Source organism: Caproicibacterium amylolyticum (genome assembly GCF_014467055.1).
In the GTDB taxonomy this organism is placed as follows: Bacteria; Bacillota; Clostridia; order Oscillospirales; family Acutalibacteraceae; genus Caproicibacterium; species Caproicibacterium amylolyticum.
On sequence record NZ_CP060696.1, the window covers coordinates 2647268 to 2670875 of the forward strand.

21 protein-coding genes are annotated in these 23608 nt (G+C 51.1%); 5 read left to right on the forward strand and 16 right to left on the reverse strand.

What is annotated here, in order from left to right; all coding sequences use genetic code 11:
* Window positions 1-21 precede the first annotated feature (21 nt).
* A complete protein-coding gene (locus H6X83_RS12790; protein ID WP_212506843.1) occupies window positions 22-1374 on the reverse strand; it encodes an FG-GAP repeat protein in 1353 nt (450 codons plus the stop codon).
* Between the two features lie 197 nt (window positions 1375-1571).
* Between H6X83_RS12790 and H6X83_RS12795 the strand changes: the two genes are divergently transcribed.
* On the forward strand, window positions 1572-2486 hold the full coding sequence (locus H6X83_RS12795) for a LysR family transcriptional regulator (protein WP_212506844.1): 915 nt from the start codon (window positions 1572-1574) through the stop codon (window positions 2484-2486).
* A gap of 127 nt (window positions 2487-2613) precedes the next feature.
* Window positions 2614-3288, forward strand: a complete 675-nt coding sequence (locus tag H6X83_RS12800; RefSeq protein WP_212506845.1) for a YoaK family protein — start codon at window positions 2614-2616, stop codon at window positions 3286-3288.
* Window positions 3289-3352: 64 nt separating this feature from the next.
* Here the strand turns inward: H6X83_RS12800 and H6X83_RS12805 are convergent, their stop codons facing one another.
* The 3 genes from H6X83_RS12805 to H6X83_RS12815 all read right to left on the reverse strand — a co-directional run bounded on the left by H6X83_RS12805 (window position 3353) and on the right by H6X83_RS12815 (window position 8498).
* The gene (locus H6X83_RS12805) at window positions 3353-4369 is read right to left on the reverse strand and encodes a LacI family DNA-binding transcriptional regulator (RefSeq protein WP_212506846.1); all 1017 of its coding nucleotides are present in this window, start codon (window positions 4367-4369) and stop codon (window positions 3353-3355) included.
* A 443-nt stretch (window positions 4370-4812) separates the two neighbouring features.
* Entirely contained in the window at window positions 4813-6600 is a 1788-nt protein-coding gene (locus H6X83_RS12810) for an ABC transporter ATP-binding protein (protein ID WP_212506847.1), read from the reverse strand.
* Between the two features lie 146 nt (window positions 6601-6746).
* Window positions 6747-8498 carry an ABC transporter ATP-binding protein gene (locus H6X83_RS12815; protein WP_212506848.1) on the reverse strand — a complete coding sequence of 584 codons (1752 nt, stop codon included), beginning with the start codon at window positions 8496-8498 and terminating at the stop codon, window positions 6747-6749.
* Between the two features lie 260 nt (window positions 8499-8758).
* Between H6X83_RS12815 and nagB the strand changes: the two genes are divergently transcribed.
* The 3 genes from nagB to H6X83_RS12830 all read left to right on the forward strand — a co-directional run bounded on the left by nagB (window position 8759) and on the right by H6X83_RS12830 (window position 11995).
* Window positions 8759-9511: a glucosamine-6-phosphate deaminase gene (gene nagB, locus H6X83_RS12820; protein ID WP_212506849.1), complete on the forward strand. Its 753-nt coding sequence runs from the start codon at window positions 8759-8761 to the stop codon at window positions 9509-9511.
* A gap of 146 nt (window positions 9512-9657) precedes the next feature.
* Complete coding sequence (locus tag H6X83_RS12825; RefSeq protein WP_343063152.1) at window positions 9658-9849, forward strand: helix-turn-helix domain-containing protein; 192 nt, start codon at window positions 9658-9660, stop codon at window positions 9847-9849.
* 127 nt (window positions 9850-9976) lie between these two features.
* Window positions 9977-11995 (forward strand): beta-galactosidase, encoded by a 2019-nt coding sequence (locus H6X83_RS12830; RefSeq protein ID WP_212506850.1) that lies wholly within the window; start codon window positions 9977-9979, stop codon window positions 11993-11995.
* Between the two features lie 74 nt (window positions 11996-12069).
* Here H6X83_RS12830 and H6X83_RS12835 read toward each other — a convergent pair whose 3' ends face one another.
* The 12 genes from H6X83_RS12835 to H6X83_RS12890 form a co-directional block, all read right to left on the reverse strand.
* Window positions 12070-12462: a hypothetical protein gene (locus H6X83_RS12835; protein ID WP_212506851.1), complete on the reverse strand. Its 393-nt coding sequence runs from the start codon at window positions 12460-12462 to the stop codon at window positions 12070-12072.
* Window positions 12463-12479: 17 nt separating this feature from the next.
* Window positions 12480-13136, reverse strand: a complete 657-nt coding sequence (gene pyrE / locus H6X83_RS12840) for an orotate phosphoribosyltransferase (protein WP_212506852.1) — start codon at window positions 13134-13136, stop codon at window positions 12480-12482.
* A 113-nt stretch (window positions 13137-13249) separates the two neighbouring features.
* Entirely contained in the window at window positions 13250-14113 is an 864-nt protein-coding gene (locus tag H6X83_RS12845; RefSeq protein ID WP_212506853.1) for an AraC family transcriptional regulator, read from the reverse strand.
* A 77-nt stretch (window positions 14114-14190) separates the two neighbouring features.
* Entirely contained in the window at window positions 14191-14853 is a 663-nt protein-coding gene (locus H6X83_RS12850; protein WP_212506854.1) for a YczE/YyaS/YitT family protein, read from the reverse strand.
* 189 nt (window positions 14854-15042) lie between these two features.
* Window positions 15043-16479 (reverse strand): putrescine aminotransferase, encoded by a 1437-nt coding sequence (locus H6X83_RS12855; RefSeq protein WP_343063153.1) that lies wholly within the window; start codon window positions 16477-16479, stop codon window positions 15043-15045.
* Between the two features lie 174 nt (window positions 16480-16653).
* Entirely contained in the window at window positions 16654-18132 is a 1479-nt protein-coding gene (locus H6X83_RS12860; RefSeq protein WP_212506856.1) for an aldehyde dehydrogenase family protein, read from the reverse strand.
* 31 nt (window positions 18133-18163) lie between these two features.
* Window positions 18164-19231: an ABC transporter substrate-binding protein gene (locus H6X83_RS12865; RefSeq protein WP_212506857.1), complete on the reverse strand. Its 1068-nt coding sequence runs from the start codon at window positions 19229-19231 to the stop codon at window positions 18164-18166.
* A 103-nt stretch (window positions 19232-19334) separates the two neighbouring features.
* Entirely contained in the window at window positions 19335-20144 is an 810-nt protein-coding gene (locus H6X83_RS12870) for an ABC transporter permease (protein ID WP_212506858.1), read from the reverse strand.
* 3 nt (window positions 20145-20147) lie between these two features.
* On the reverse strand, window positions 20148-21014 hold the full coding sequence (locus tag H6X83_RS12875) for an ABC transporter permease (protein ID WP_212506859.1): 867 nt from the start codon (window positions 21012-21014) through the stop codon (window positions 20148-20150).
* 14 nt (window positions 21015-21028) lie between these two features.
* Window positions 21029-22123, reverse strand: coding sequence for an ABC transporter ATP-binding protein (locus H6X83_RS12880; protein WP_425489194.1), 1095 nt, complete (start codon window positions 22121-22123; stop codon window positions 21029-21031).
* A gap of 36 nt (window positions 22124-22159) precedes the next feature.
* Window positions 22160-22510 carry a P-II family nitrogen regulator gene (locus H6X83_RS12885; RefSeq protein ID WP_212506861.1) on the reverse strand — a complete coding sequence of 117 codons (351 nt, stop codon included), beginning with the start codon at window positions 22508-22510 and terminating at the stop codon, window positions 22160-22162.
* A 203-nt stretch (window positions 22511-22713) separates the two neighbouring features.
* Window positions 22714-23457 (reverse strand): LuxR C-terminal-related transcriptional regulator, encoded by a 744-nt coding sequence (locus H6X83_RS12890; RefSeq protein WP_212506862.1) that lies wholly within the window; start codon window positions 23455-23457, stop codon window positions 22714-22716.
* Window positions 23458-23608 lie beyond the last annotated feature (151 nt).

Sequence of the window (23608 nt, forward strand, 5' to 3'; positions counted from 1 at the left end):
GCAGCCGCAAAATATACTTAATTAAGCACCGTCTGCCGCAGTCTGAAAGCACTGCTTCAGCTGCGCCGCCGGAATTGCCAGTGCTGCCTTTGGGGTGGGGCAGGAAATTGCAGTAATCAAACTTCCGTCTGCCAGCACCTCGGTAAAGCCCTCCGGCTTTTTGCTGTTCCATTCACTCTTAGAAAAGATCTGAACAACCAGAAGCGGGCTGCCGGCTGTTCCCTTTGCAGAATCAAATGCGTAAAATGTCAGCTTGCGCGCGCTGACGTCCTGCTTTGTGGTAATTGTGTCCTTCCACTTGTCGGGCAAAACCACCCGGTAGCCGTCCCGCGCGTTGATGATCATGCAGGAAACCGTTGCGTAGTTGCCGCTGGCAGAATCGAAGCGGGTCCACTGTACTTCATTTCCCACGTCATCGGCCGCTGTGCCGGTGTAGCCCGGCAGCCGCGTAACGATTGGGAATTCCAAAATTTTGTCGCTGTTAATGTCACTGCAGGCAACCGACATATCCCGCAGTGTAACATTCTGCAGCGGCGACTGCGCATTGTACAGCGGTGCACAAAGCGTGTTTTTCTTTTTGTTCCAGTAAATCAGTTCCGAAAGCGTCTTGCTGTTTGTCTGCACACAGTCCAGCACAACCCCCGGCTGCCCTTTGCTGACGTCTCCAGCCGCAAGACCCGAAAATTTGGAAATGCCGGTGTCCAGCCGGATGCTGCCCATCAGCTGCAGAGCGCTGTCTTTCATACGGAAAAGCCCTGCGGTAATCGGCTGCTGACTGTCTGTCGGAATACTGGCAGTAAACAGTTCCTTTTTGCCGTCACCGTCAAAATCCATCAGCGCAATTTCATTGTAGGTCTGGTCCAGCTTGATTTCGTTCATTCTGCCCTTGCTGTATTTGTAAACGGAAATCGTGCTGGCAGAGCCGGTGCTGCTGCCCCAGCCCACAATGGTTTCGTCCGTTCCATCGCCGTCCAAGTCACCAAAGCAGATACGGTCCACCTGCGCACCGGGGTTTGTAAAGGAACCGATATCTTTCCACTTACCGTCCTCGTCTGCGGTGAAAAGGATATTGACAGAGGTGTCGTCATCCCCGCGCTGATACAGTGCCACTGCCTCCGCGTGGGAGTTGCCGCACAGGTTGTGCTGAATAATGGCAGAGCGGTAGTCGCCCGCCGCCGGATATTTCAGAGTGAAATTTTTGCCCGCTTTGGACTCCAGCAATGCATAAATATCCGCCTTTTCCCCGGTAGGACGGGGCGGATGCATTAAAGAGCGGGCATCCAGCCCGGTAAATGAACAGCCGGAAAGCAGCAGGCTGGCGGCAACCCCCAACACCGCTGCTTTCCAAACTCTGCACTTTTTTCGCAGTTTCACACACCGCACCCCCTGTTTCCCGACTTTTGCCCTACCCAGTATAACATTTCCTGTACAGATTGAACAGTTTCAAATCTGTTACCGGCTGCTGACGTTCCCCATTATACTCGAAGCCCCGCGCGGATGCAACTGTATATGCTTGCAGGGTCTTGCTAATTCTGATAAAATAGAATCAGATTATTTAGAAGGTGCCGCCCATGAATACAAATTTTGAATACTACAGGGTGTTCTGTCAGGTTGCCAAACACCACAGCATGACCCTTGCAGCGCAGACCCTGAATATTACCCAGCCGGCCGTCAGCAAGTCCATTCATCAGTTGGAAGCCTCACTGGGATGTATTTTGTTCCAGCGAAATAAAAACGGCGTGCGGCTGACCGCCGAGGGACAGGAACTGTACCGCTACGCTTCCCACGCCTGCGACCTGCTTGCCCGCGGGGAAGAACGTGTGCGCAGCTTGCGGGAACTTTCCAGCGGCAGCCTGTGTATTGGCACTTCCGACATGCTCATGCACTTTTTCCTGCTGCCTTATCTGCAGAAATTTCACAGCCTGTACCCCAGTGTAAAAATTCATCTGGTAACCGGCAATTCCCCGCAGACAACCGCCGCACTGCGTGACGGGCGGATCGATGTTGGCGTAGTTGCCTCTCCGGTGGAAAAGGACGGGCTTGTCACAGTGCCGATTTGCTGTATCTATGACATATTTGTTGCAAACCAGAGCTTTTCGCAGCTGCTCGGCAAAAACGTAACTCTGCAGGAACTGGCACGGCTGCCGCTCATTTGCTGCTCCCCCGGCACCACTACCCGTCAGTTTGTGGACAGTTTCTTTCTGCAGCACAATATTGTTCTGCACCCCGAATTTGAGCTGGAAGCAACGGACATGATCGTTCCATTTGCGGAAAGCGGGCTTGGGGTCGGCATTGTTCTGCGGGCACTGGCCAAAAGCAGCTTGGAACGCGGCACACTCTTTGAAGTACATACCTGTGAGCACCTGCCCACCCGCCAAATCTGTGTGATTGCGCTGCAGGACACCCGGCTTTCCTGCGCCGCACAGTCTTTTCTGGAAGGGCTGACCATCGGCGGCGCACTGGCAAAGCCGCAGCAGCTGATTTAACCTTTCCCGCTGTTGCATTCTTTTTTGTTTTCTCTCTGCAGAGAAAAGCAGATACACGGCAGTCTGTACTGCGCTGATGACTGCTGCGCCTTTCACCAAATATTATAGTAACAGGAGGAACCTGACCGTGTCGCTGAGAAAAAGGCTGCAAAACATGCCTGCACATGAAATGCTGTTCACTGGTCTGTGTCTTGCATTTGTAGGCGGGCTGCTGGATGCTTATACTTATGTTTTAAAAGGTGGTGTTTTCGCGAATGCACAGACCGGCAACATTGTGCTGGTAGGCATCCGGTTGGTAACCGGCTCCTTTTCAGGTGCAATTAACGCCTTCCTGCCAATACTGACTTATTTTCTGGGCGTTTTTTTAACGGAAATGCTGAAAGATAAAATGCCGGATTCGGTTTTTATCGAATGGCAGCATATTGTGGTAATCATTGAAATCGTTCTGCTGTTTGTGGTTGGAATTTTGCCGCCGCAGGTGCCGGATGAAGTTGTTATTGTATTGATTTCGTTCACTTGCTCCATGCAGGTAAACGCTTTCCGTAAAACGCGCGGCCTGCCCTTTGCAACTACCATGTGCACCGGCAACCTGCGCAGCTGTGCCGAAAAGCTGTACAAGTTCTGTTCTTTCCGCGACCCGCAGAACGGGCGCGATGCTTTGCGCTACTTCCTTGTGATTCTGCTGTTTTTCTCCGGTGCGGCATTGGGGGCACTGCTCTGCAGTGTGCTGGGGCTGCGCACAGCATGGGTGGGCAGCGGTCTGCTTCTGGTCCTGCTGTTTGTGCTGCTGTATTTTAAATAACTTTCGTAAAAAAGCTGTCTGCAGAATTTTTTTACAGACAGCTTTTTTGGCTTACAAACAGGCCTTATTCATTTAAATTTCTTACAGAGTCCTGCTCAATCAGCGTGCATTTCAGCTGCACATCCGGCTGCTGCACATGTCCGGTTTCAATATATTCCAGCAGCTGCTGCACCGCTCGGCGGCCTTTTTCGTGCACATCCTGCCGCATGGTAGTAATGCGCGGACGTGCCATATCCGCATACTCATTCCCATCAAAGCCGACAATGGAAATGTCACGCGGCACACGCACGCCCCTGTCCTGCAAATAAAGCTGAAGCCGTGCCGCCAGTAAGTCAGAGCAGACAAACAGCGCGGTAAAGTCATGCAGACGTTCCAAAATGTTCGCGCAGTCCTGCTCTGTGGCGCAGGGCAGCACCCAGTCGGCGGGAGGCAAGATTCCCACCCCTCGCAGAGCATCCTGCCAGCCAAGCATTCGCTCACGGTCCGCCCCTGTGCGGTTTTCCGGCGCACAGGCACTGCAAAGACCAATTTTTCGGTGCCCGCGTGCAAGCAGATATTCTGTAAGCCGCCGCGCTGCCGCACGGTCCTCAATCCCAACATTCACGTATTTACCGCCGTCCTGCGGAAAACAGCCGTCAATGAACACCAGCGGACAGTGCACACCCTGCCGCAGTTCCGCAGCTGACTGTGTGGAAAGGCCAAATACCAGTACACCGTCTACATTCCATGAATCAACCGTCTGCACCAGATTTCCGGAACTCTGCACACCGGAAAACAGCAGAAAATAGCTGCGCGCACGCACCTCCTGCTCCACCGCGCCAACAACTGTACTGGCAAAAGGGTCCTCCAAAACAGTTCGGGCAGCGGTGTCATCATGCCCGTACGCAAACGCCAGCAAGTGCGAGCTGCTGCTTACAAGCCCGCGTGCACGCATATTGGGAACATACTGCAACTGTTCCATGACCCGCTGAACACGCTGTACCGTTGCCGCCGAAACATGCTGCGCATTCCCGTGAATCACATTGGAAACCGTTGTAAAGCTGACCCCCGCTTCTCGCGCGATATCTTTGATGGTTACCAAACCCAGCGCCTCCTCCGGCGTTTTCCTAAATTATAACACAGTTTTACTGTGGCTGACAGAGTCGTTTTCTGCTGATTTCCGTTTTTCTTCATAATACTGTAACAGAATTTCTCCAATTTTTTATCATACGTTCACATACCGTACATTTTTCTTTAGTATTCTATAGTTGTTCCAAGAGGGCAGGAAGTGACAGAACCTGCTTGTGAAAGTGCTGTACAATAGAAATTGTGCGCTGCATGCTTTACATTTTAATTACTGCCGAGTGACTGGAGATGGACGGAATACCGACTCCACGACATGGCAGACTAAAAGTTCCCCCACCTTGGGGTTTTGCATATTAAAAAAGGACGGTGCCTTTGCAGGCACCGTCCTTTTTTGTTTGGTTTCATGCTGCTTTCCATCGCTCACGTATCTCAAAGGGATATGCTCTGAAAGCAGCATTTTTATCCCGCAGAGCGGGTAAACTGTGCGTTGTACAACTGAGAGTAGAAGCCGCCCTGTTCCATCAGAGAATCGTGCGTGCCCTGCTCCACAATGTCGCCGTCTTTCAGCACCAGAATCAAATCTGCACTGCGAATGGTGGAAAGCCGGTGCGCAATGACAAAGCTGGTGCGGCCCTTCATAATGTTGTGCATGGCATCCTGCAGCCGCTTTTCCAAGCGGGTGTCTACGCTGGAGGTGGCTTCGTCCAGAATCAGGATTTCCGGGTCGCGCAGAAGTGCCCGCGCAATGGTCAGCAGCTGCTTTTCACCCTGTGAAATATTGCTGCCCTCTTCGTTCACCTGCATATCGTAACCATCCGGCAGCGTGCGTATAAAGTGGTGCACATTAGCGGACTTTGCCGCGGCAACCACCTCATCCTTACGCGCGTTCAGGCGGCCGTAGCGCAGATTTTCCGAAATAGTGCCGGAAAACAGCCATGTGTCCTGCAGCACCATGCCAAAAGCGCGGCGCAAGTCATCCCGCCGCAGGGAACGAATATCCTTGCCGTCAATCAGAATCTGCCCGCCGTTTACATCGTAAAAGCGCAGCAGCAGGTTAATCAGCGTCGTTTTGCCGGCGCCGGTCGGGCCGACGATTGCCACCATCTGCCCCGGTTTCACGTCAAAGCTCAGGTCATGGATGATTTCACCCTCGCCGTAGCCGAAGTTCACATGTTGGAAAGAAACTTCTCCGCGCACGGTTCCCAGCTCCGTCGGCGGATTCTGCTCCGGAATTTCATCCTGCTGATTCAGGAAGTCTGTTACGCGTCCCAAGGCGGCAAATGCAGACTGAATCTGACCGGACATCTGCGAAACCTGTGAAAGCGGGTCATTTAGCTGCCAGATATATCGGATAAATGCCTGCAATGAACCAATCGTCAGTGCACCCGCAAGCGCGTAGGAGCAGCCCAACGCTGCCACCGTGCCAATAACAAGGTAAGTCACCAGCGAAATCAGCGGCGACATGGTCGAGGAAAGGAACTGTGCCCGGAATGCGTGGTGCTGCAGCCGTGCATTTACTTCCTTAAAGTTTTCGACCGCGTCTTTCTGCTTGTTGTATAATAGTATTTCATTATACCCTGTGTACAGTTCCGTAACCCTGCCGTTCAGTTCACCAACTGCGTCCTGCTGCAGGCGGAACTGCTTCTGGCTGTGCCGTACCACAAAGGCGGTAATCACCAGTGCCAGCGGAATGATCAAGCTGCCAATCAGCGCCATATAAACGTTAATGCGGAACATCATTACCAGCGCCAGCACCAGCGAAAGCACACCGGCAATAATATTCAGCAGTGTCTGCTGCAAAGCATTTGAAATGGTATCCACATCGTTGGTAATTCGGCTCAACACATCGCCATAGGGATGTGCGTCAAAGTAAGCAACCGGCAGCGTATGCAGCTTTTTCTGCAGCGCGTTCCGCAGGCTGCGCATGCTGTTCTGTGTTGCATCCGTTACGCTGACAATGGAAATTATTCCGGAAATTGTTTTTAGAATGAACACCACGGCGAGTGTTAAAATAATATGCAGCACAATGCCGTAGTGAATCTGTGCGCCAGCCTCACCCTTTGTAATCGCCATCAAGTCACTTGCCAACTGGGTAGTGATGCCACCTTCCACTGAAGGCATAATCGCAAGGCAGACGCTCTGCACGAGTATCATCAGCACCGCAAGCAAAAATGCCCACTTGCATGGTGCTATATAGGGAAGCAAAAGACGCAGTGAGCCCTTTGCTTTGTTTTGTTTTTGTTTCATAAAAGCTCCTTCATTCAGAAACAGATAACTTTAGCAAGTTTCAAGTATACTGGTAAACTGCTTTCCGCCGCTTTCTTAGAAAGCGACCGCAGTGTGGCACGCGAAACGCCAAACGAAACTTGCCGTATAGAACCACTGCCGGATTGTCAGCAGCCGCCCGCTGCCGCAGCACCCCGCAGCTCCGCTTCACTCAGCTGAGAAACCGCAATTTCATGGTACACCGGGCAGTTTTCAAGCAGCTCCCGGTGGGTGCCCGTGCCAACCACTTTGCCTTCATCCAGCACAACAATGCAGTCCGCTTCCATGATTGTGGAAACACGCTGTGCCACAATCATAACGACTGCGTCCTTCGTTTCCGCTTTCAGCGCCTGACGCAGATTCGCGTCTGTGCGGAAATCCAGTGCGGAAAAGGAATCGTCAAACACATAGATTTTTGGTCTGCGCACCACCGCACGCGCAATGGACAACCGCTGGCGCTGACCGCCGGAGGTGTTAGCGGAATTCTCCTCAATCGGCTCGTCAAAGCCCTGCGGCTTCTGCAGAATGAAATCATAAGCCTGGGCAATCTTTGCCGCATGCTCCAGTTCCTCCTGTGTTGCATCGTCTTTCCCGAAGCGGATGTTGTCCGCAATCGTCCCGTTAAATAAGAATGCTTTCTGCGGAATAAACCCAATGGCGTCCCGCAGAGAAGTCAAGCTGAATTTGCGCAGGTCGGTGCCGTTAATGCGCACCGCACCGCTGGTCACGTCATAAAAACGGGGAATCAAATTGACCAGTGTACTTTTTCCGGAACCGGTGCTGCCGACAAACGCAATCGTCTGCCCACGGCGCACCCGAAAAGAAACGTCCTCCAAAACCGGCTCGTCCCCGTCCGGATAAACAAAAGTCACATGGTCAAACGACAGTTCCTCCACAGAAGCGCCCAATTCCGCGCCGCCCTCCGGGTCGGTCACCAACGGCTGTGTTTCCAGCACCTGCTGAATTCGGTGCGCACTGACCGCTGCGCGCGGGTACATCATGAACACCGTGCAGAACAGCATAGTGGATATCATGGCGTGGAACAAATAATCCATGAATGCTGTCAGCTGGCCAATTTGCAGCTGCTGTACCCCCAGCAGCTGTGCGCCGCGCCAGTAAATCAGCGCCGACGCCACGTTCATGACCAGGAAAAAGGCAGGCTGTGTCAATGTCATGAGTTTGAACATGTTTTTGGAGTTCTGCGTGTAGCTCTCGTTTTCCTTTGAAAAGCGTCCTTCTTCATACGTATCATTATTAAACGCACGCACAACCCGAATGCCGCTCAAGTTTTCCCGCGTAATGCGGTTCATGCTGTCCTGCGACTGCTGCTGCGACTCACTGATTGGCTTGCTTGCCCGTGCCACAATGATAACGCCGATAATAATCACGGGAATGGTCGCAGCAACAATCACCGAAAGCTGCAGGGATGCACGCAGTGTCATCATGTAGCTTGCCACCAGCATGACCGGTGTCATGAGTGCCATGCGAAGCAGCATGTTCAAAAACATCTGCACCTGAAACGCATCGTTGTTGGTGCGGGTGATCATAGACGAAATTCCGAATTTGCTGAATTCCGTATGGGAAAACTGCTGTGCTTTCTCAAAAACATCATTGCGCATGTCTGCTGTAATGGAAGATGACAGCCGCGCGCAGCAGTACCCCAGCAGAATGGTACCCGCCACGCCGATGATGGAAATCACAATAATTGTCAACCACATTTTCTGGATGTAGGCGGGATTGTTGGCAACAATGCCTCCGTCAATCATCTGTGCCACCAAGGTAGGGATGCCGAGTTCGGTCAGTGCAAACCCAAACACCGACACAAAGTCCAGCAGGAACCATCCCTTATAGTTTTTTAAATACTTTAAAATAAGCCGCATAGATATCTCCTCTCTGGCTTACGCAAGAACCTATTGTAGCAGTATACCATGCCCCCACCGTGATTTGTCAAGTCTTGTTATGTTAATTTGGCGAAAAGCCTGTTTTTCCAGCGTTTTCATGTGTTTTATGCAGAATTTAAAAGAACTTTCAATTTCAAATACGAATAAAAAATAATAAATATTGACAAAACAATAATAAATGATATATACTGTGGGTGAAATCAAATACATTCTGCTGCTTTACAGAAAGGTCGGTCTATATGAAAATCATCAGCGCTCCAGATTATGTTTCTATGAGCCGCAAAGCCGCCAATCTTCTTTCGGCGCAGGTCATCCTGAAGCCGGACTGTGTTCTTGGACTTGCCACCGGTGGCACCCCAGTCGGCGTTTACCGCCAGTTAATTGACTGGTATGAAAAGGGAGATCTTGATTTTTCCAAGGTTCACACCATTAATCTGGACGAATATATCGGCCTGCCGGTTCAGCATCCGCAGAGCTACCGCTCCTTCATGAACGAAAATCTTTTTAAACATATAAACGTACCGATTGAGAACACCCATGTGCCAAACGGAACCGCACATAACATGGAAGCCGAGTGTATCCGCTACGAAAAACTGGTGGAAAGCCTCGGCGGCGTTGATATGCAGCTTTTGGGTATTGGCAACACCGGACATATCGGCTTTAACGAGCCAAATGACTGCTTTGATACCATGACGCACATTGTCACCCTCAAAGAAGTTACTATTAAGGCAAACGCACGCTTTTTCGACAGCGAAGCTGATGTGCCGCAGCAGGCCATTACCATGGGCATTCAGACCATTATGAAAGCAAAAAAAATTGTACTGGTCGCAAATGGCGAAAACAAAGCCGACATTCTGGAAAAGGCCTTGTTTGGGCCAATCCGCCCGCAGATTCCGGCTTCCATCCTGCAGCTGCACAGCGACGTTACGGTTTTTGCAGACGAAGCCGCACTGAAGGTCATCCGCGAAAAGCATATGCAAACGATTGACTGAGCAAAAAGCACTTCACGCTCTTTTCAATGCAATCTCCACAAAAAGAAGACAAGCACTGCCCCAAAAGGTGGTGCTTGTCTTTCTTTTGAACACAGGGTATACTTTCAGCGGTGATGTTTATGAAATGATACCCCAGAATTCGCAGCCTGCGGGAAGACCATGATATGACGCAGGCACAAATCGGCGCGGCTGTCAATCTGCCGCAGCGCACCTATGCTTACTATGAATCCGGCCAACGCATGATTCCGCCGCAGGTGCTCTGCGCGCTGGCTGATTATTACCACGTCAGTGTGGATTATTTGCTGGAGCGTACTGACAACCCGCAAATGAATCAATAATTACTGATTTCGCCTTTTTGCTTAAAAAAGTCTAGTAAATTCAGCTAAAAATATCCCTTTTCTTTTCTATTCTGGATTGCTATAATGAAAGCAGTTTCAGAAAAAATACAAACGGAGGATCTTGTACATGGATACCCTGCTGAATAATCAAATGCTGCACGGCGGCGACTACAATCCGGACCAGTGGCTTGACCGGCCGGACATTCTGCAAAAAGATATTGAGCTGATGAAACAGGCACACATCAACTGTGTTTCCGTCGGCATTTTTGCATGGACTGCTTTGGAGCCGGAAGAGGGGAACTACACCTTTGAGTGGCTTGGCCGCGTGATTGACTCCCTTTACGAAAACGGCATCTACACCGTCCTTGCCACTCCAAGCGGTGCGCGCCCGGCTTGGATGGCCCACAAATACCCGGAGGTGCTGCGTGTTGATGAAACCCTGCACCGCAACCACATGGGTGCCAGACACAACCATTGCTACACTTCTCCAGTCTATCGGGAAAAAGTGTGGGAAATGGACCGCCGCCTTGCTGAGGCATTTGGAAGCCATCCGGGTGTGCTGCTGTGGCACATTTCCAATGAATACAATGGTGCCTGCTACTGCCCGCTGTGCCAGGCGGAGTTCCGCACCTGGCTGAAAGAAAAGTACGGCACACTGGAAGCTTTAAACAAAGCATGGTGGGCACCGTTTTGGAGCCACACCTATACTGATTGGGAACAGATTGAAGCACCCGGCCCGCGCGGCGAAGAACTGCTGCATGGGCTGGTACTGGACTGGCGGCGTTTTGTAACCGCGCGCACCGTGGATTTCTGCAGCTGGGAAAAACAGGCCGTGCGTGCCGGCGGCTCCACCCTGCCGGTTACTACAAACCTGATGGGTTTTTATTACGATTTGGACTACACAAAATTCAAAGATGTGCTGGACATTGTTTCGTGGGACAACTACCCCGCATGGCGCACAGAAGAAAATGACGTAAAAGTTGCGGTGCATATCGCAATGACGCACGATTTGATGCGCTGCGTCAATCACAAACCCTTCCTGATGATGGAGAGTACCCCGAGCCAAGTCAACTGGCGCAGTGTAAACCGCCTGAAAGCACCCGGCCTGCATGAGCTTGCTTCCCTGCAGGCGGTGGCGCACGGCTCGAACTCGGTCCAGTATTTTCAGTGGCGGCAAAGCCGCGGCGCTTCTGAAAAATTCCATGGCGCCGTGGTTGACCACTACGGTGAAAGCGACACCCGCGTGTTCGGCGAAGTTGCGCACCTTGGCGAACGGCTGGAGGGACTTTCTGCGCTGTGCCATTCCAACGTAAAGCCGGAAGTTGCCATTCTGTTTGACCGTGAAAACGAATGGGCACTGGACGCTACATGCGGCCCGCGCAACGGTGCCATGCACTATGAGGAAACCATTGAATCCCACTACCAGGCATTCTGGCACATGGGTGTAAACGTTGATCTTGTCAATGCGGAAGATGACCTTTCCGGCTACAAACTGGTGATTGCGCCGATGCTGTACCTACACCGCGCGGGTATCGCTGAAAAACTGCGCACCTTTGTAGAAAACGGCGGCACTTTGGTTGGCACCTACTGGAGCGGGCTGGTCGATGAAAACGACCTCTGCTTTGAGGGTGCAACGCCCGGCGAGGGACTTTCCGAGGTTTACGGACTGCGCACAGAAGAAATTGACGGTTTGCGTGACGAAGACTGCAACCACATGATTTGGGACGGCAAGACCTATGAGCTGCATGAACTTTGTGAATTGGTTCGCCCTAGCAATGCACAGCCGCTTGCCAGTTACAGTGATGATTTTTATGCTGGCCACCCTGCGTTCACTGTAAACCATTTCGGACGCGGCACTGCCTACTTCCTTGCTGCCCGTGCAGAGGATGCGTTTTACAATGACTTTTACGGTCTGCTCATTGAGCAAATTGGGGTAGAACCTGCGCTAGGCAGTACTGAACTGCCTGACGGGGTAACTGCCAGCCTTCGCCTTGCAGAGGACGGCACCAAGTATATCATTGTGCAGAACTTCAATGCGAAAACGATTTGCTTCCCTCTGGATGAATCCATGACAGAATTGGAAAGCGGTGTTTCCGGCACTTCCGTTACACTGCAGCCCTACGGCGTAATGTTCCTGACAAAGTAAACTTCAAAATATAAAAGGACTCCGAAGCGAAGCGGTTTCGGAGTCCTTTTTATGTCACTGTCTGCAGATTGGTTTTATCGGAACAATCCATGCTTCCGTTTGCGGTAGCCATACTGTTTATCCGCGGCAAGTTCTTCCGTGCATTTCCACGCCACGGGTTTCTCGTCCAGATACAACGTGCCATCTTTTATCGCTGTAATTTTCTGCGGTACATTTTCCGCTGTGGCAGGCAGTTCCTGCCATACAAGGTTTCCATCCTCTTCCACGCGCTCAGCCCAAACGGTAAATACCAAGCCAGCCGCTTCGCCGTAGCAACTGCGTTCCAGCCTCACACGACCATCATAGTAGAGAATCAGACAGTCCCGAAAACGCCACGGCCCGCGGTCACGCTCATATCGGTTGCCTGCGATTTTGCTGTCCAGCAGCGCGCCGGTGCGCAGCTGCTGCAGTTCTTTTGCGTTCAGCATTCAGGTTTCCTCTTTTCTCAAATGCAGTATTTTGCCATGTAGGCATCCATCTTCGGCAGCAGTGCTTCGTATCCGCCGTGTGCAGAAAGCCATTCCCGAATGTCCCGCACGGTCACCAGCGCGTGCACCTTAATACCGAACTCCTCCTGCACTTCCATGATGGCGGTTTTACCGGGGTTCTGCCCCACTTCACAGCGATTCACAGAGATGAACATATCTTTGCAGGAAACATCGCCGCAGGCTTTGAGAATTGGCATGGTTTCGCGCACAGCTGTACCGGCGGTAATGACATCTTCAATAATAATCACACGGTCGCCGTCCTTTGGCTTGTAACCGACCAGAGAACCGCCCTCACCGTGGTCTTTGGCTTCCTTGCGATTAAAGAAATACGGCTTGTCCTCTTTGTATTCGTTGTAAAGTGCACCTGCACAGGCGGTCACCAGTGGGATGCCTTTGTAAGCCGGCCCAAACATGGCATCAAAGGAACAGCCGGTATTATGCACCAGACCGGCGTAGAACTTTCCAAGCCCGGCAATCTGCGCTCCGGTACGGTAATTTCCCGTATTGACAAAGTAAGGTGTATTGCGTCCGCTCTTTGTAATAAAATCACCAAATCGGAGCACATCTGCGGTCATCATGAATTCGATAAACTGTTTTTTTTGCTCTGTCAGCATAGCTTTCCTCCTGCATCCCGTGCATTGTGTTTTTTTTATTATACCAGTGCGGGCAAAAGCAGGCAAGAAAAATACTGCGGCAGTCAGCTTACCGCAGTATTTTTTCACACAACTTATTTTTTGACAACCGGCAGCCAAACTTCACAGTGATAATCCTTGGCAGTCAGGTCGCCCTGCGGGTAAACCTCAACGTCCGGCGCATCCGCATACGCATAACCGGAAGTGGGAAGCCATTCCGTAAAGATGCGTTTCTGCAAATCTCCCATTACGCACTCCTTTGGCCCTTCGATTGGACCGACACACTCAAAAACAGCCCACATTGCCGCCGGAATCATATATTCTTCCATCCCAACAGAAGCCGGGGCGCTGCTTGCCACCGCAATATAATAGTCCTCGCAGCAGTTTTCCGCACTGCATGTTACACCCAGCATTGCTTTCGGTTCACCGTCCATCAGCACACACAGTTTTGGAATGCCGCCCGCCTGCTCTGTCTTTTCCCAAAACGCAGGAATCTCCTGAAAATTTCCTTCCATTCCGTTTATCTTTTTATGGTACCCAACAATACGGAATGCGTCTTTCTTTACAATGCGATACTTCATTTCAGCTTCTCCTTTGATTGTAATATGGAAGCTGATGGGTGGATAGGCTTTCAAAACAATTCCCTCTTTTTTTGCCATGGACGGTGAAACACCGTGAACGCTCCGGAACGCACGGTTAAAAGCTGTGGGGGACTCGTATCCATAGCGGAAGGCAACGTCAACTACTTTGGCACCATGCTGCAGCTCTGCCGCGGCTCTGGTCATTTTTCTGCGGCGGATATACTCCGTCAGAGAAAGATTCGTCATGTAGGAAAACATCCGCTGAAAGCGGAAGGAGGAACAGCAGACCAGCTTTGCAACTTCGTCCATGCTGATTTCACTTTCCAGATGCCCCTCAATATAATTGACTGCTTTGTTCCAGCTTTCCAGCCACTCCATCTCATCACCTCTGCATCAAAGAATACCAGTTTTTCAGGAATACTTCCTCTCTTTTGCTGGCGCAAAGCAGCGAGGTATCAGTGAACCACTACTTTATCGAGAACATGGATGTGCTTGTCATACACGCGTACAATCATCCCAACAACGACCGCCGCCGCAATCGTCCCTTCGCGCACACCTTCCAGACGATGAAAGCTAATCAGTGAAATCAAAATGCCGATAGCGACCAGTGTACAGTCAAACCGCACCTTGATTTTCGGGAACGGCTTTCCGGTCACGATTGCAATCGCATTTACTGTACCCTCGCCCGCCAGCATGACCACATCTGCTTTGACCTCACAGTAGACCCCCAGCGCTGTTAAAAACAGGCTGACAATGCACCAAAAAATCTGTATGGCATAATTTGGTACCTGCAGATTCCGTACCAGATACAGCGCCGCATCTGTAAAGTAGCCAAACACAAACGCAATCGGCAGCTGCAGAAGCTGAATCGGCTGATACGCTTTCCGCAGCAGCGCAATTTGCAGCAGAATAAAGCACACATGCATGGCAATCGTGATCTCTCCCACTGACCACGGCAGCAGCAGGCTGAGTACATACGGCGGGCAGGAAATTGGCGAAGTTCCCAGCGCCGCTTTAATGGACAGTGCCACGCCAAAGGCCAAAATCAGCAGTCCTGCTGTTAAGATCAAATAACGACATATATAATTTTTTACTTTCCCGGAATCTTTCAATTTCATCTGCTCCCATAATCTTCAACTATGCTTTTTATTTTACCCCCGGCAATTTTTTCTGTCAACAAAACAACGGCGGCAGAGTCTTGCTCTGCCGCCGTTGTTTCAGTATGGCTTTTAATATAACACTTATTCCGCACACGCTGTCCTATCGCAAATTCGTATGGAAGCAATGATAACCGCAGTCAGACACGCTTACAGTGCAAAGGCTTCCTTTGTTTCTGCCAGCGCTTCATTCATGCGTGCCAGCACCGCCGCAATCTGCTCCTCGGTAATGACGGCCGGCGGCTCAAAACGAATGGTTTTGCTATTGTTCAGCGTACCGGCAGTCAAAACACCGCGGGCAAACAAGCCCTTTGCAATATTATAACCGACCTCACTCTGCACAAACTCAGCTGCCAGCATCAGTCCTTCGCCGCGAACATCCTCAATAACCGTTGGATACTTTTCTTTTAATTTCAGCAGACCGTCCTTCAGGATTTTGCCCTTACTCTTTGCCTGCCCCGGAATGTCGTTGTCAATCATGTACTTAATCGTTGCCAGCGCCGCGGAGCAGCAGACCGGGTTGCCGCCAAAGGTTGGGGAACCAAGCAGCCACGGGTTGTCAATCAGCTCTTGTGTCCACATCGGCGGGCGGCAGATGATACCGGTAATCGGCATAATTCCGCCGCCAAACGCCTTACCGAAGGTCATGATATCCGGTGTAATGTCCTCCACCTCGCAGCGCCACATGGTACCGGTCCGGCCCATACCGGTTTGAATTTCATCAAAAATCAGCGCAACACCGTATTCATCACAGATTTTGCGCAGTTCTGTCAGGTAACCCTTTGGCGGTACAATGACACCCGCTTCCCCCTGGATCGGCTCTACGATAACGGCGGCGACCTTTTCACCGACAGTCTGGAGGTTGCGGATGGCCTTACGTGCATCCTCCGCGTTTCCGTACTCCACGTGCTGCACCTGCTGCACCATTGGCGTGTACGGAATGCGGTAGGTATTTTTGCCGCCAACAGAAATGGCGCCCATGCTCTTGCCGTGGAAAGCGCCTACCATAGAGATATACCAGCGCCCGCCGGTAGCAATACGCGCAAGCTTCAGCGCCATTTCCACCGCTTCTGCGCCGCCGTTGGTAAAGAAGCACTTTTCCAAGTCGCCGGGGGTAATATCCGCCACGGCCTTGGCAAGGTAGCCGCGCAGCGGGTCCAGCAGCTCCTGCGAATGCAGTGCCTGGTGATCAAGCTGTGCCTTTACGGTTTCCAGAATTTCAGGGTTGCGGTGGCCGCAGGTGTAAATGCCAAAACCGCCCAGACAGTCAATGAATTCCTCGCCGTTGGTGCCGTCCACCACTGCGTCGTGGTCCGTCCACTCCAACACGGCGGAATTGGTGGAAACAGACTTGCGGTATTTGAGCCAGCCGGGACTGACGTACTCATCAAAGTAATGGAGCGTTTCCTTCGTCATGGTGTCAATTTCCGCTTCTGTCAGCTTCTGTGCGTGGATGTAACCCAGCACGCGCTCCAAATCTCTGCTTACTTCTGCGTAACTCATGTGAAAATCCTCCTGTTTTGTCCGGTTATTATAAAAAGAAGCGACGGGTACCGGCGCCCATCGCTTCTTTGCTTCTGGTATTATTCTATCTCTTTCTGTTTAATGCATCAATTCACTTTGTGTACCTATTTTTTACTACCAGTTTTATTTTTATAATACTTTTTAATCATGATATTATATTCATAAAGGTTATTTTACTTTATGGAATAGTAATTATGGTACAGGATAGATACAAATAATGGATAGGCTTTGCTGCACTTAGTTTTCGTACCAGCCCACTTTACCGGGGTTGAGATTCAGGTTGATCTGCTTCACTTCCTGATACTCCTCCAGTCCATGCACACCCAGTTCACGTCCGATTCCGCTGCGCTTGTAGCCACCCCACGGTGCTTCATTGAACGTGGGATTGTAGCAGTTGATCCACGTAATCCCGGCACGTATTTCCTTAATCACACGCACCGCGCGGGTCACATCACTGGTAAAGACGGCACCGGCAAGACCATACTCGGTGTCGTTTGCCATTGCAATGGCTTCTGCTTCTGTCTGAAAGGTCTGCACAGTCACCACCGGGCCAAAGATTTCTTCCCGCACAATTTTCATATCCGCTGTGCAGCCGTCAAAAATGGTAGGACGCACAAAATAGCCGTTGGCACAGTCGCCTTCTGTGTGGCGCTCCCCGCCGCAAACCAGTACAGCACCTTCCTCAATGCCGCTGCGAATGTAGCGCAGCACCTTTTCCATATCTTTTTCGGTAATCAGCGGACCTAAATCCGGGTTCATCAGGCCGTTGCCAATCGTCATGGCGTTTGCCCGTGCCGCCAGCTTCTGCACAAATTCATCTTTTATCGATTCTTCTATGATAATGCGGGAACCGGCGGAGCAAACCTCACCCTGATTGAAGAAAATGGCAATCATCGCCCACTCGACCGCGCCGTCAATATCCGCATCCGCGAAAATGACGTTGGGGGACTTGCCGCCCAGTTCCAGGCCAATTTTTTTAACGTTTCCGGCCGCGGCGCGCATCAGGCTCTGGCCGACCTTTGTGCTGCCGGTAAAAGTAATCATATCTACATCATTGTTTTCGCCCAGCTCTGTTCCAACCTCGGCGTCCCCCTGCAGCAGGTTGATGCTGCCCTTAGGCAGGCCGGCTTGCTCCAGCAGTTCAAAAAGTCGGATTGTGGAAAGCGGGGCTTTGGGACTTGGCTTGAAAACAATGCTGTTGCCCGCGGCCAGTGCGGGCGCCACTTTCCAGACGGACATCAAAAACGGATAGTTCCACGGTGTAATCTGCGCGCAGACACCCACCGGTTCATGAATGGTGTACGAGTGCATGGCACCAAAATTGCTGTTTACGTCGTATACGCCGCCGTAGGGGGCTTTTATCAGCCCGGCGTAGTAGCGGAAGGTGTGGATACCGTCATCAATGTCGCCCTCGGCTTCCCGCAGGGGCTTGCCGTTGTCCAGCGTATCCAGCCGCGTCAATTCTGCCGCGTTGGCGGCTATGAGGTCTGCTGCCTTCAGCAGGACATCGCCGCGCTGCTGGGAATCCATATCGCGCCAGTCACGCGTTTCGTAGAAGGACTTTTTTGCCGCAGCAACGGCTTTGCGGGTATCCGCTACACTGCTTTCATACACATGGTCAAACACTTCCCCTGTGGCGGGGTTTACAATATCAATTATTTTTTTGGAAGTTCCTTCGGTCCATTCCCCATCAATCAGCATTTTGTGAATTGGCATACGGGATTCCCTCCTGTCAAAAAGCATCTGATTATTTTTTCAGTTCCGTCCAAATGGCATCGTACTTTGTCAGCGTTTCAGTATCCAAATTAGAAACATATTCACCCTTTTTAATTACGTCCGTCGGGATATTCTGTGCTTTGTTATTTTTGTAGTCATCGCCCAGCAGGTCAACTGCTGCGGCATTCGGCTGCAGGTAGGGGTATTCCTCGGAAACCGCTTTTGCTGTTTCCGCCTTCAGCATATAGTTAATAAAAGCGTGGGCATTTGACACATTCTTTGCACCCTTGGTAATGCACCAGTTATCCAGGAAAACATAAGCGCCCTCCTTAGGGAACACAATCTTGATGGCAGGGTTTTCCTTCATCGCCAACGCAATTTCCGCACTCCAGCAAAATCCAAGGTTGCAGTCCCCTGAAATCAGCGCAGACTTCGGGCTGTCGCTGTCGTACAGTTTCACGTTGTCTTTTAATTTCAGCGCCTGTGCTTTCATCTGTGCAATTTTTGCGTCATCTTTTTCGTTCATGCTCAAACCGATGCTGCGGGCAGACATGCCCAGCACCGCACGGTAATCGTCCAGCGCAACAATGCTCTGTTTGTACTTTGGGTTAAACAAATCCGCATAGCCGGTAATCGTGTCTTTAATTTTGCTGGTGTTCACTGCAATCGCAGCCACACCGCCCAAGTACGGCACAGAGTATGCGCCCTGCGGGTCGTAGGCGCGTTTCTGGTACGCTTCACCGATATTTTTCAGGTTGGTCAATTTGGAGGAGTCCAGCTTCTGCAGCATTCCCTGGCTAATCATCTGCTCCACCATGTAATCGCTGGGCTGCACAATGTCAAACGCACCCTCGCTTTCGGACTTTACCTTTGCCAGCATATCTTCATTGGTAGAGAAAGTGGAAGCGTTCACTTTAATGCCTGTTTCCTTTTCAAAGCCCTGAATCACGGAATCCGGGACGTATTCTGTCCAAATGAACAGATTCAGTTCGCCTTTGCTTCCGGCTGCCGCCGTGGAGCTGCCGCCGCCGCAGGCGGTCAGGCTGGTGCAAAGCATAGCGCATGCAAGCAAGGCACCAACGATTCGTTTCTTTTTCATGACTTTTCCCTCCATTTATTAATTGTTTAAGTGTTGTTTTGATTGTTATTCCGTCGCTTTCTTAGAAAGCAACCAGGGGCGGGGCGAAGCCCGCCGCGGTCTTTCAGCCGTGTGCTTTTTTCAACCTTTTCAGCAGGCCGCTCTGTGTCAAAATCACCACTGCAGTGGTCACCAGCAAAATCAGCGTGGAAAGTGCATTTACATCCGGCGCAACGCCGCTCTTAATGCTCTCCATTACCTTCAGTGGGAAGGTTTTGGTCTGCCCGTTGGTAAAGTAGCTGATAATCACGTCGTCAATCGAAAGCGTAAACGCCAGCAGTGCACCACCCGCGATGCCCGGCGCCAGCACCGGCAGGGTTATCTGCATAAAGGTCTTCAGCCGCCCGGCGCCCAAGTCCATGGACGCTTCCTCAATGGAATTGTCATAACCGTCCAGCCGGGCGCGAACATTAAAAATTACATAGGGAATACAAAAGGTTGTGTGCGCCAGCACCAGCGAAAGCAGACCTCGCGGGATGCCGGTGCTAGAAAACAGCGTCAGCAGCGCAATACCGAGCACAATCTCCGGAATAACAACCGGGATGTACAAAAGGCCGTCAATTATGCTTTTTCCGCGGAATTTGTATTTGTACATGCCCACCGCCGCAATGGTGCCGATAAAGGTAGAGAGCAGCATACTGGTTATCGCAATGAAAATGGTGTTGCCAAAAGACTGCAGCAGTGCGGTATTGTCAAACAGCTTGCTGTACCAATCCAGCGTAAAACCTTTCCATGTCAAGTACGGCTTTGAGGTAGTTGCATTAAAGGAATTTGCAACAATCACCACAATGGGCAAAAACAGAAACGCGTACACCAGCCCGCAGTACACCGCGCCGCCGGTGCGTTTACACTTTTTCTTCGTTTGGCTTCGCATACTTTACACCCCCAAGCTTTGCAGGTCGCCGCCGCACTTCTGGTACAGCTTCACTAAGAGCAGCGTAATGGCAATCAGGATAATGGACAGCGCCGCACCCAGCGGCCAGTTGTTGCCGCTTTGGAACTGCCGCTGAATCAGGTTGCCGATCACGTCCGCGTTGCCGCCGCCGAGAATATCAGAAACAAAGAAATAGCCAAGGCATGGGATGAACACCATGATGCAGCCAGAAAAGATGCCGCTGGCCGTCTGCGGCAGCACAACATTCAGAAAAGTAGCACCTCCGCGTGCACCTAAGTCGGCGGAGGCTTCCAGTTGCGCCTGATCAAGCTTTTCAATCGCTGTATACAGCGGCAGCACCATAAACGGAAACAGCACATACACCATGCCGAGGATAGTTGCACCGCGGTTAAACAGGAACTGCACCGGCTCGCTGGTAATATGCAGCGCCAGCAATGCTTTGTTCAGCCAGCCGCTGGTACCAAGAAATGTGCGCCAGCCGTAAATGCGGATCAGTGAATTCGTCCAGAAAGGAATAATCACCATCATGTATAAAATCGTTTTGCGGCTTTTAAATGTCCGAGAAATCAGGAATGCAAACGGATAGCCCAGCACTATGCAGATAACCGTTGTAATAAATGCAATCAGGATCGACTGGCCGTAAATCTGTACATAGCTGATGTCGAACAATCTGCGGTAGTTTTCCGCTGTGAACTGAAACACCACGTTGTAGTGTTCGTCCAGCCCGCAAAAGCTCATGATCAGGACATACACAAGCGGAACTGCCACAAAGAACGCAAGCCACAGTGTCACCGGACCAACCATCGCAAGTGCAGGACCGGTGCGGGAACGAAACCTTTGCTTTGTCATACCGGACACCCCCTTTACGCCATCTGCACATTTTCCACGGCATTGAAAAATTCCTGGTCGCGCGGGTGAATCAGCCGGGCGTCCTCCGGATTCCAGTACGGGTAAACCGTGCCGTTCATCGGCAGTGCCTCACCCGCAAGGCGTTCCAGCTTCACTTCGTTGCCATTTGAAAGCGCCACGATAGATTTCAGCACGGAACCAACGTACACCTGCTCCCGCACAATGCCCTCAATCGTAAAGCCCTCCACCGGCGTTTGTGAGTACCGCATGCGTTCCGGCCGCACAGAAACAGCAACCATTTCTTTCGGATGAAAGTCCGTGCCGCAGCCAGTAACAGTACCCGGTTCAACGGTAATCGAAACACGGTCATCCTGCACACTGCTCACCACCCCTTCAAACAGGTTGGTTTCACCGATAAACGTTGCCACAAATTTGGACTGCGGCGCTTCATAGATTTCCTTTGGCTCCCCCACCTGCTCCAGAATTCCGTCATGCATCACCGCAATACGGTCGCTCATGGAAAGTGCTTCCTCCTGGTCGTGCGTAACGTACATAAACGTAATGTTCAGCTTGCGCTGCAGGCGCTTCAGTTCCAACTGCATCTGCTTGCGCAGCTTTAAGTCCAGCGCACCCAGCGGTTCGTCCAGCAGCAGCACCTTCGGGCGGTTAATCAGTGCCCGCGCAATCGCGACGCGCTGCTTTTGTCCGCCGGACAGCTGGGAGGGCATCCGCTTTTCAAAGCCGCCCAGCTGCACCAGCTCCAGCATTTCCATGACACGCGTATAAATTTCTTTTTTGGGGACTTTCTTCATTTTTAAGCCGTAGGCCACGTTGTCAAACACCGTCATATGCGGAAAAAGCGCATAACTTTGAAAAACAGTGTTCACGTCCCGCTCAAAGGGTTCTTTCTCTGCGATAGATTCACCCTGCACCAGTATCTCGCCGGAGGTCGGCTGTTCAAAGCCCGCCACCATGCGCAGGGTTGTGGTTTTGCCGCAGCCGGAAGAACCAAGGATCGTCAGGAACTCGCCCTCATACACATCCAGTGAAAGATTTTTTACCACTTGGTTGCCGCCGTAGGCTTTGTTGACGTTTCGGATTTGAACCATTGCGTTTCCACCCACATCTATCATCCCTCTCTGCTTTTACAGTGCTTTGCTGCCGCGCTCACCGGTGCGGATGCGGATTGCGTCCTCAATATTGCGGATAAAAATTTTGCCGTCGCCGACGTGGCCGGTTGCCACACGCTCACGCACGCTGGCAATGATGTCCTCCACTGAACTGTCCTCTACCACCACTTCCACACGGATTTTGGGCAGCAGGTTAATGTTCATCTTAAAGCCCTTAATCTGGTTCACACCATTTTTTACAACGCCTTTCTGGGTGCCGCAGCCCATGACGCTGGAAATCGTCATGCCGCCGCAGTGCACCTCATCCAGTATCAACTTGAGTTCTTCCAGCATTTCCGGTCGAATCACCAATACCATTTCTTTCATGTAAAATACCCCCTTACGGCCAAAACGGCCATTTCGCAGAATTTCCCATCAGAATGCAAAAAAGGAGGCGTCTATCCGCGCTGGATAGACGCCCCTTTGCTTTGGTTGCTTTCATATTACACAGAATCAGCACAAATTGCAATGCAACTTTTTCATGAAAAATATAATCTTTTGCCTATGCAATATACTCTTTTGTAAGTATTTTACTCCTGCTCCTGAATCATTTTAAACATCTGTATCCGGTTCCGGATACCCAGCTTCCGGTAGATATTTAGCACGTGCTTTTTTAAGGTGTTCACACTGATAACCAACTTGCTGCAAATTGCGGTATTGTCCATACCCATCATGAGCATGCCAAGGATTGTTTCCTCACGTTTGGTCAGTTCGTACTGCACAGCAGCCTTTGCAACGGTCAGCTTGCGGCTGCCGGCGTGCTGGCGCTCCTGATACAGCCGATAGGCAAGGTGGTCTTTCAGCATATCCAACAGGAAAATATCATCATAGTGAAAATTATCTTTTCCAATCGTTCGGTAAAAGGTGATGACACCTAAAAATTCCTTTTCCCGCGCCAGAATCATCTGCAGCGAATAATGCCAGTTGTTCGGACTGTACACCTTTTTGTAGTACTCAGTTTCCACACGTTTTTCGTCGCTGATAATATCCGTTTCACGGTACACCAGACTTTTGCCGCCGTACATAATGCCGCGGCTGTAGTCCAGCGCGTCGTAGGTCTGCGGGTACACACCGTCGCAGTTGTAAGTGACCGGCTTCACCAATCCGGGGCTGCCGTCACGGTTTGCCAGAAAGAAATCCGCACTATCGAAATTGAGTACCATTTTCAACTGCTCAAGCAGCATTTTCCGCATGGCGTCAAAATCTTCGGTTGTGTAAATTTTGTAAATGATATTGTTCAGTACCAGCCAATCATTGGTTTCCAACTGTTTCATGTCATACCCTCTTTCTGCTGTGTACCCGGCCACAGTATATTCCGCATTCTTTTGGCTGTGACCTGTCACCCGTAAAAATTAGCTTACAGAAAAAAGCAGCGGTGTTTGTGCATACAACTGCCACTTTGCTACTTTAGTATAGCACACTCTA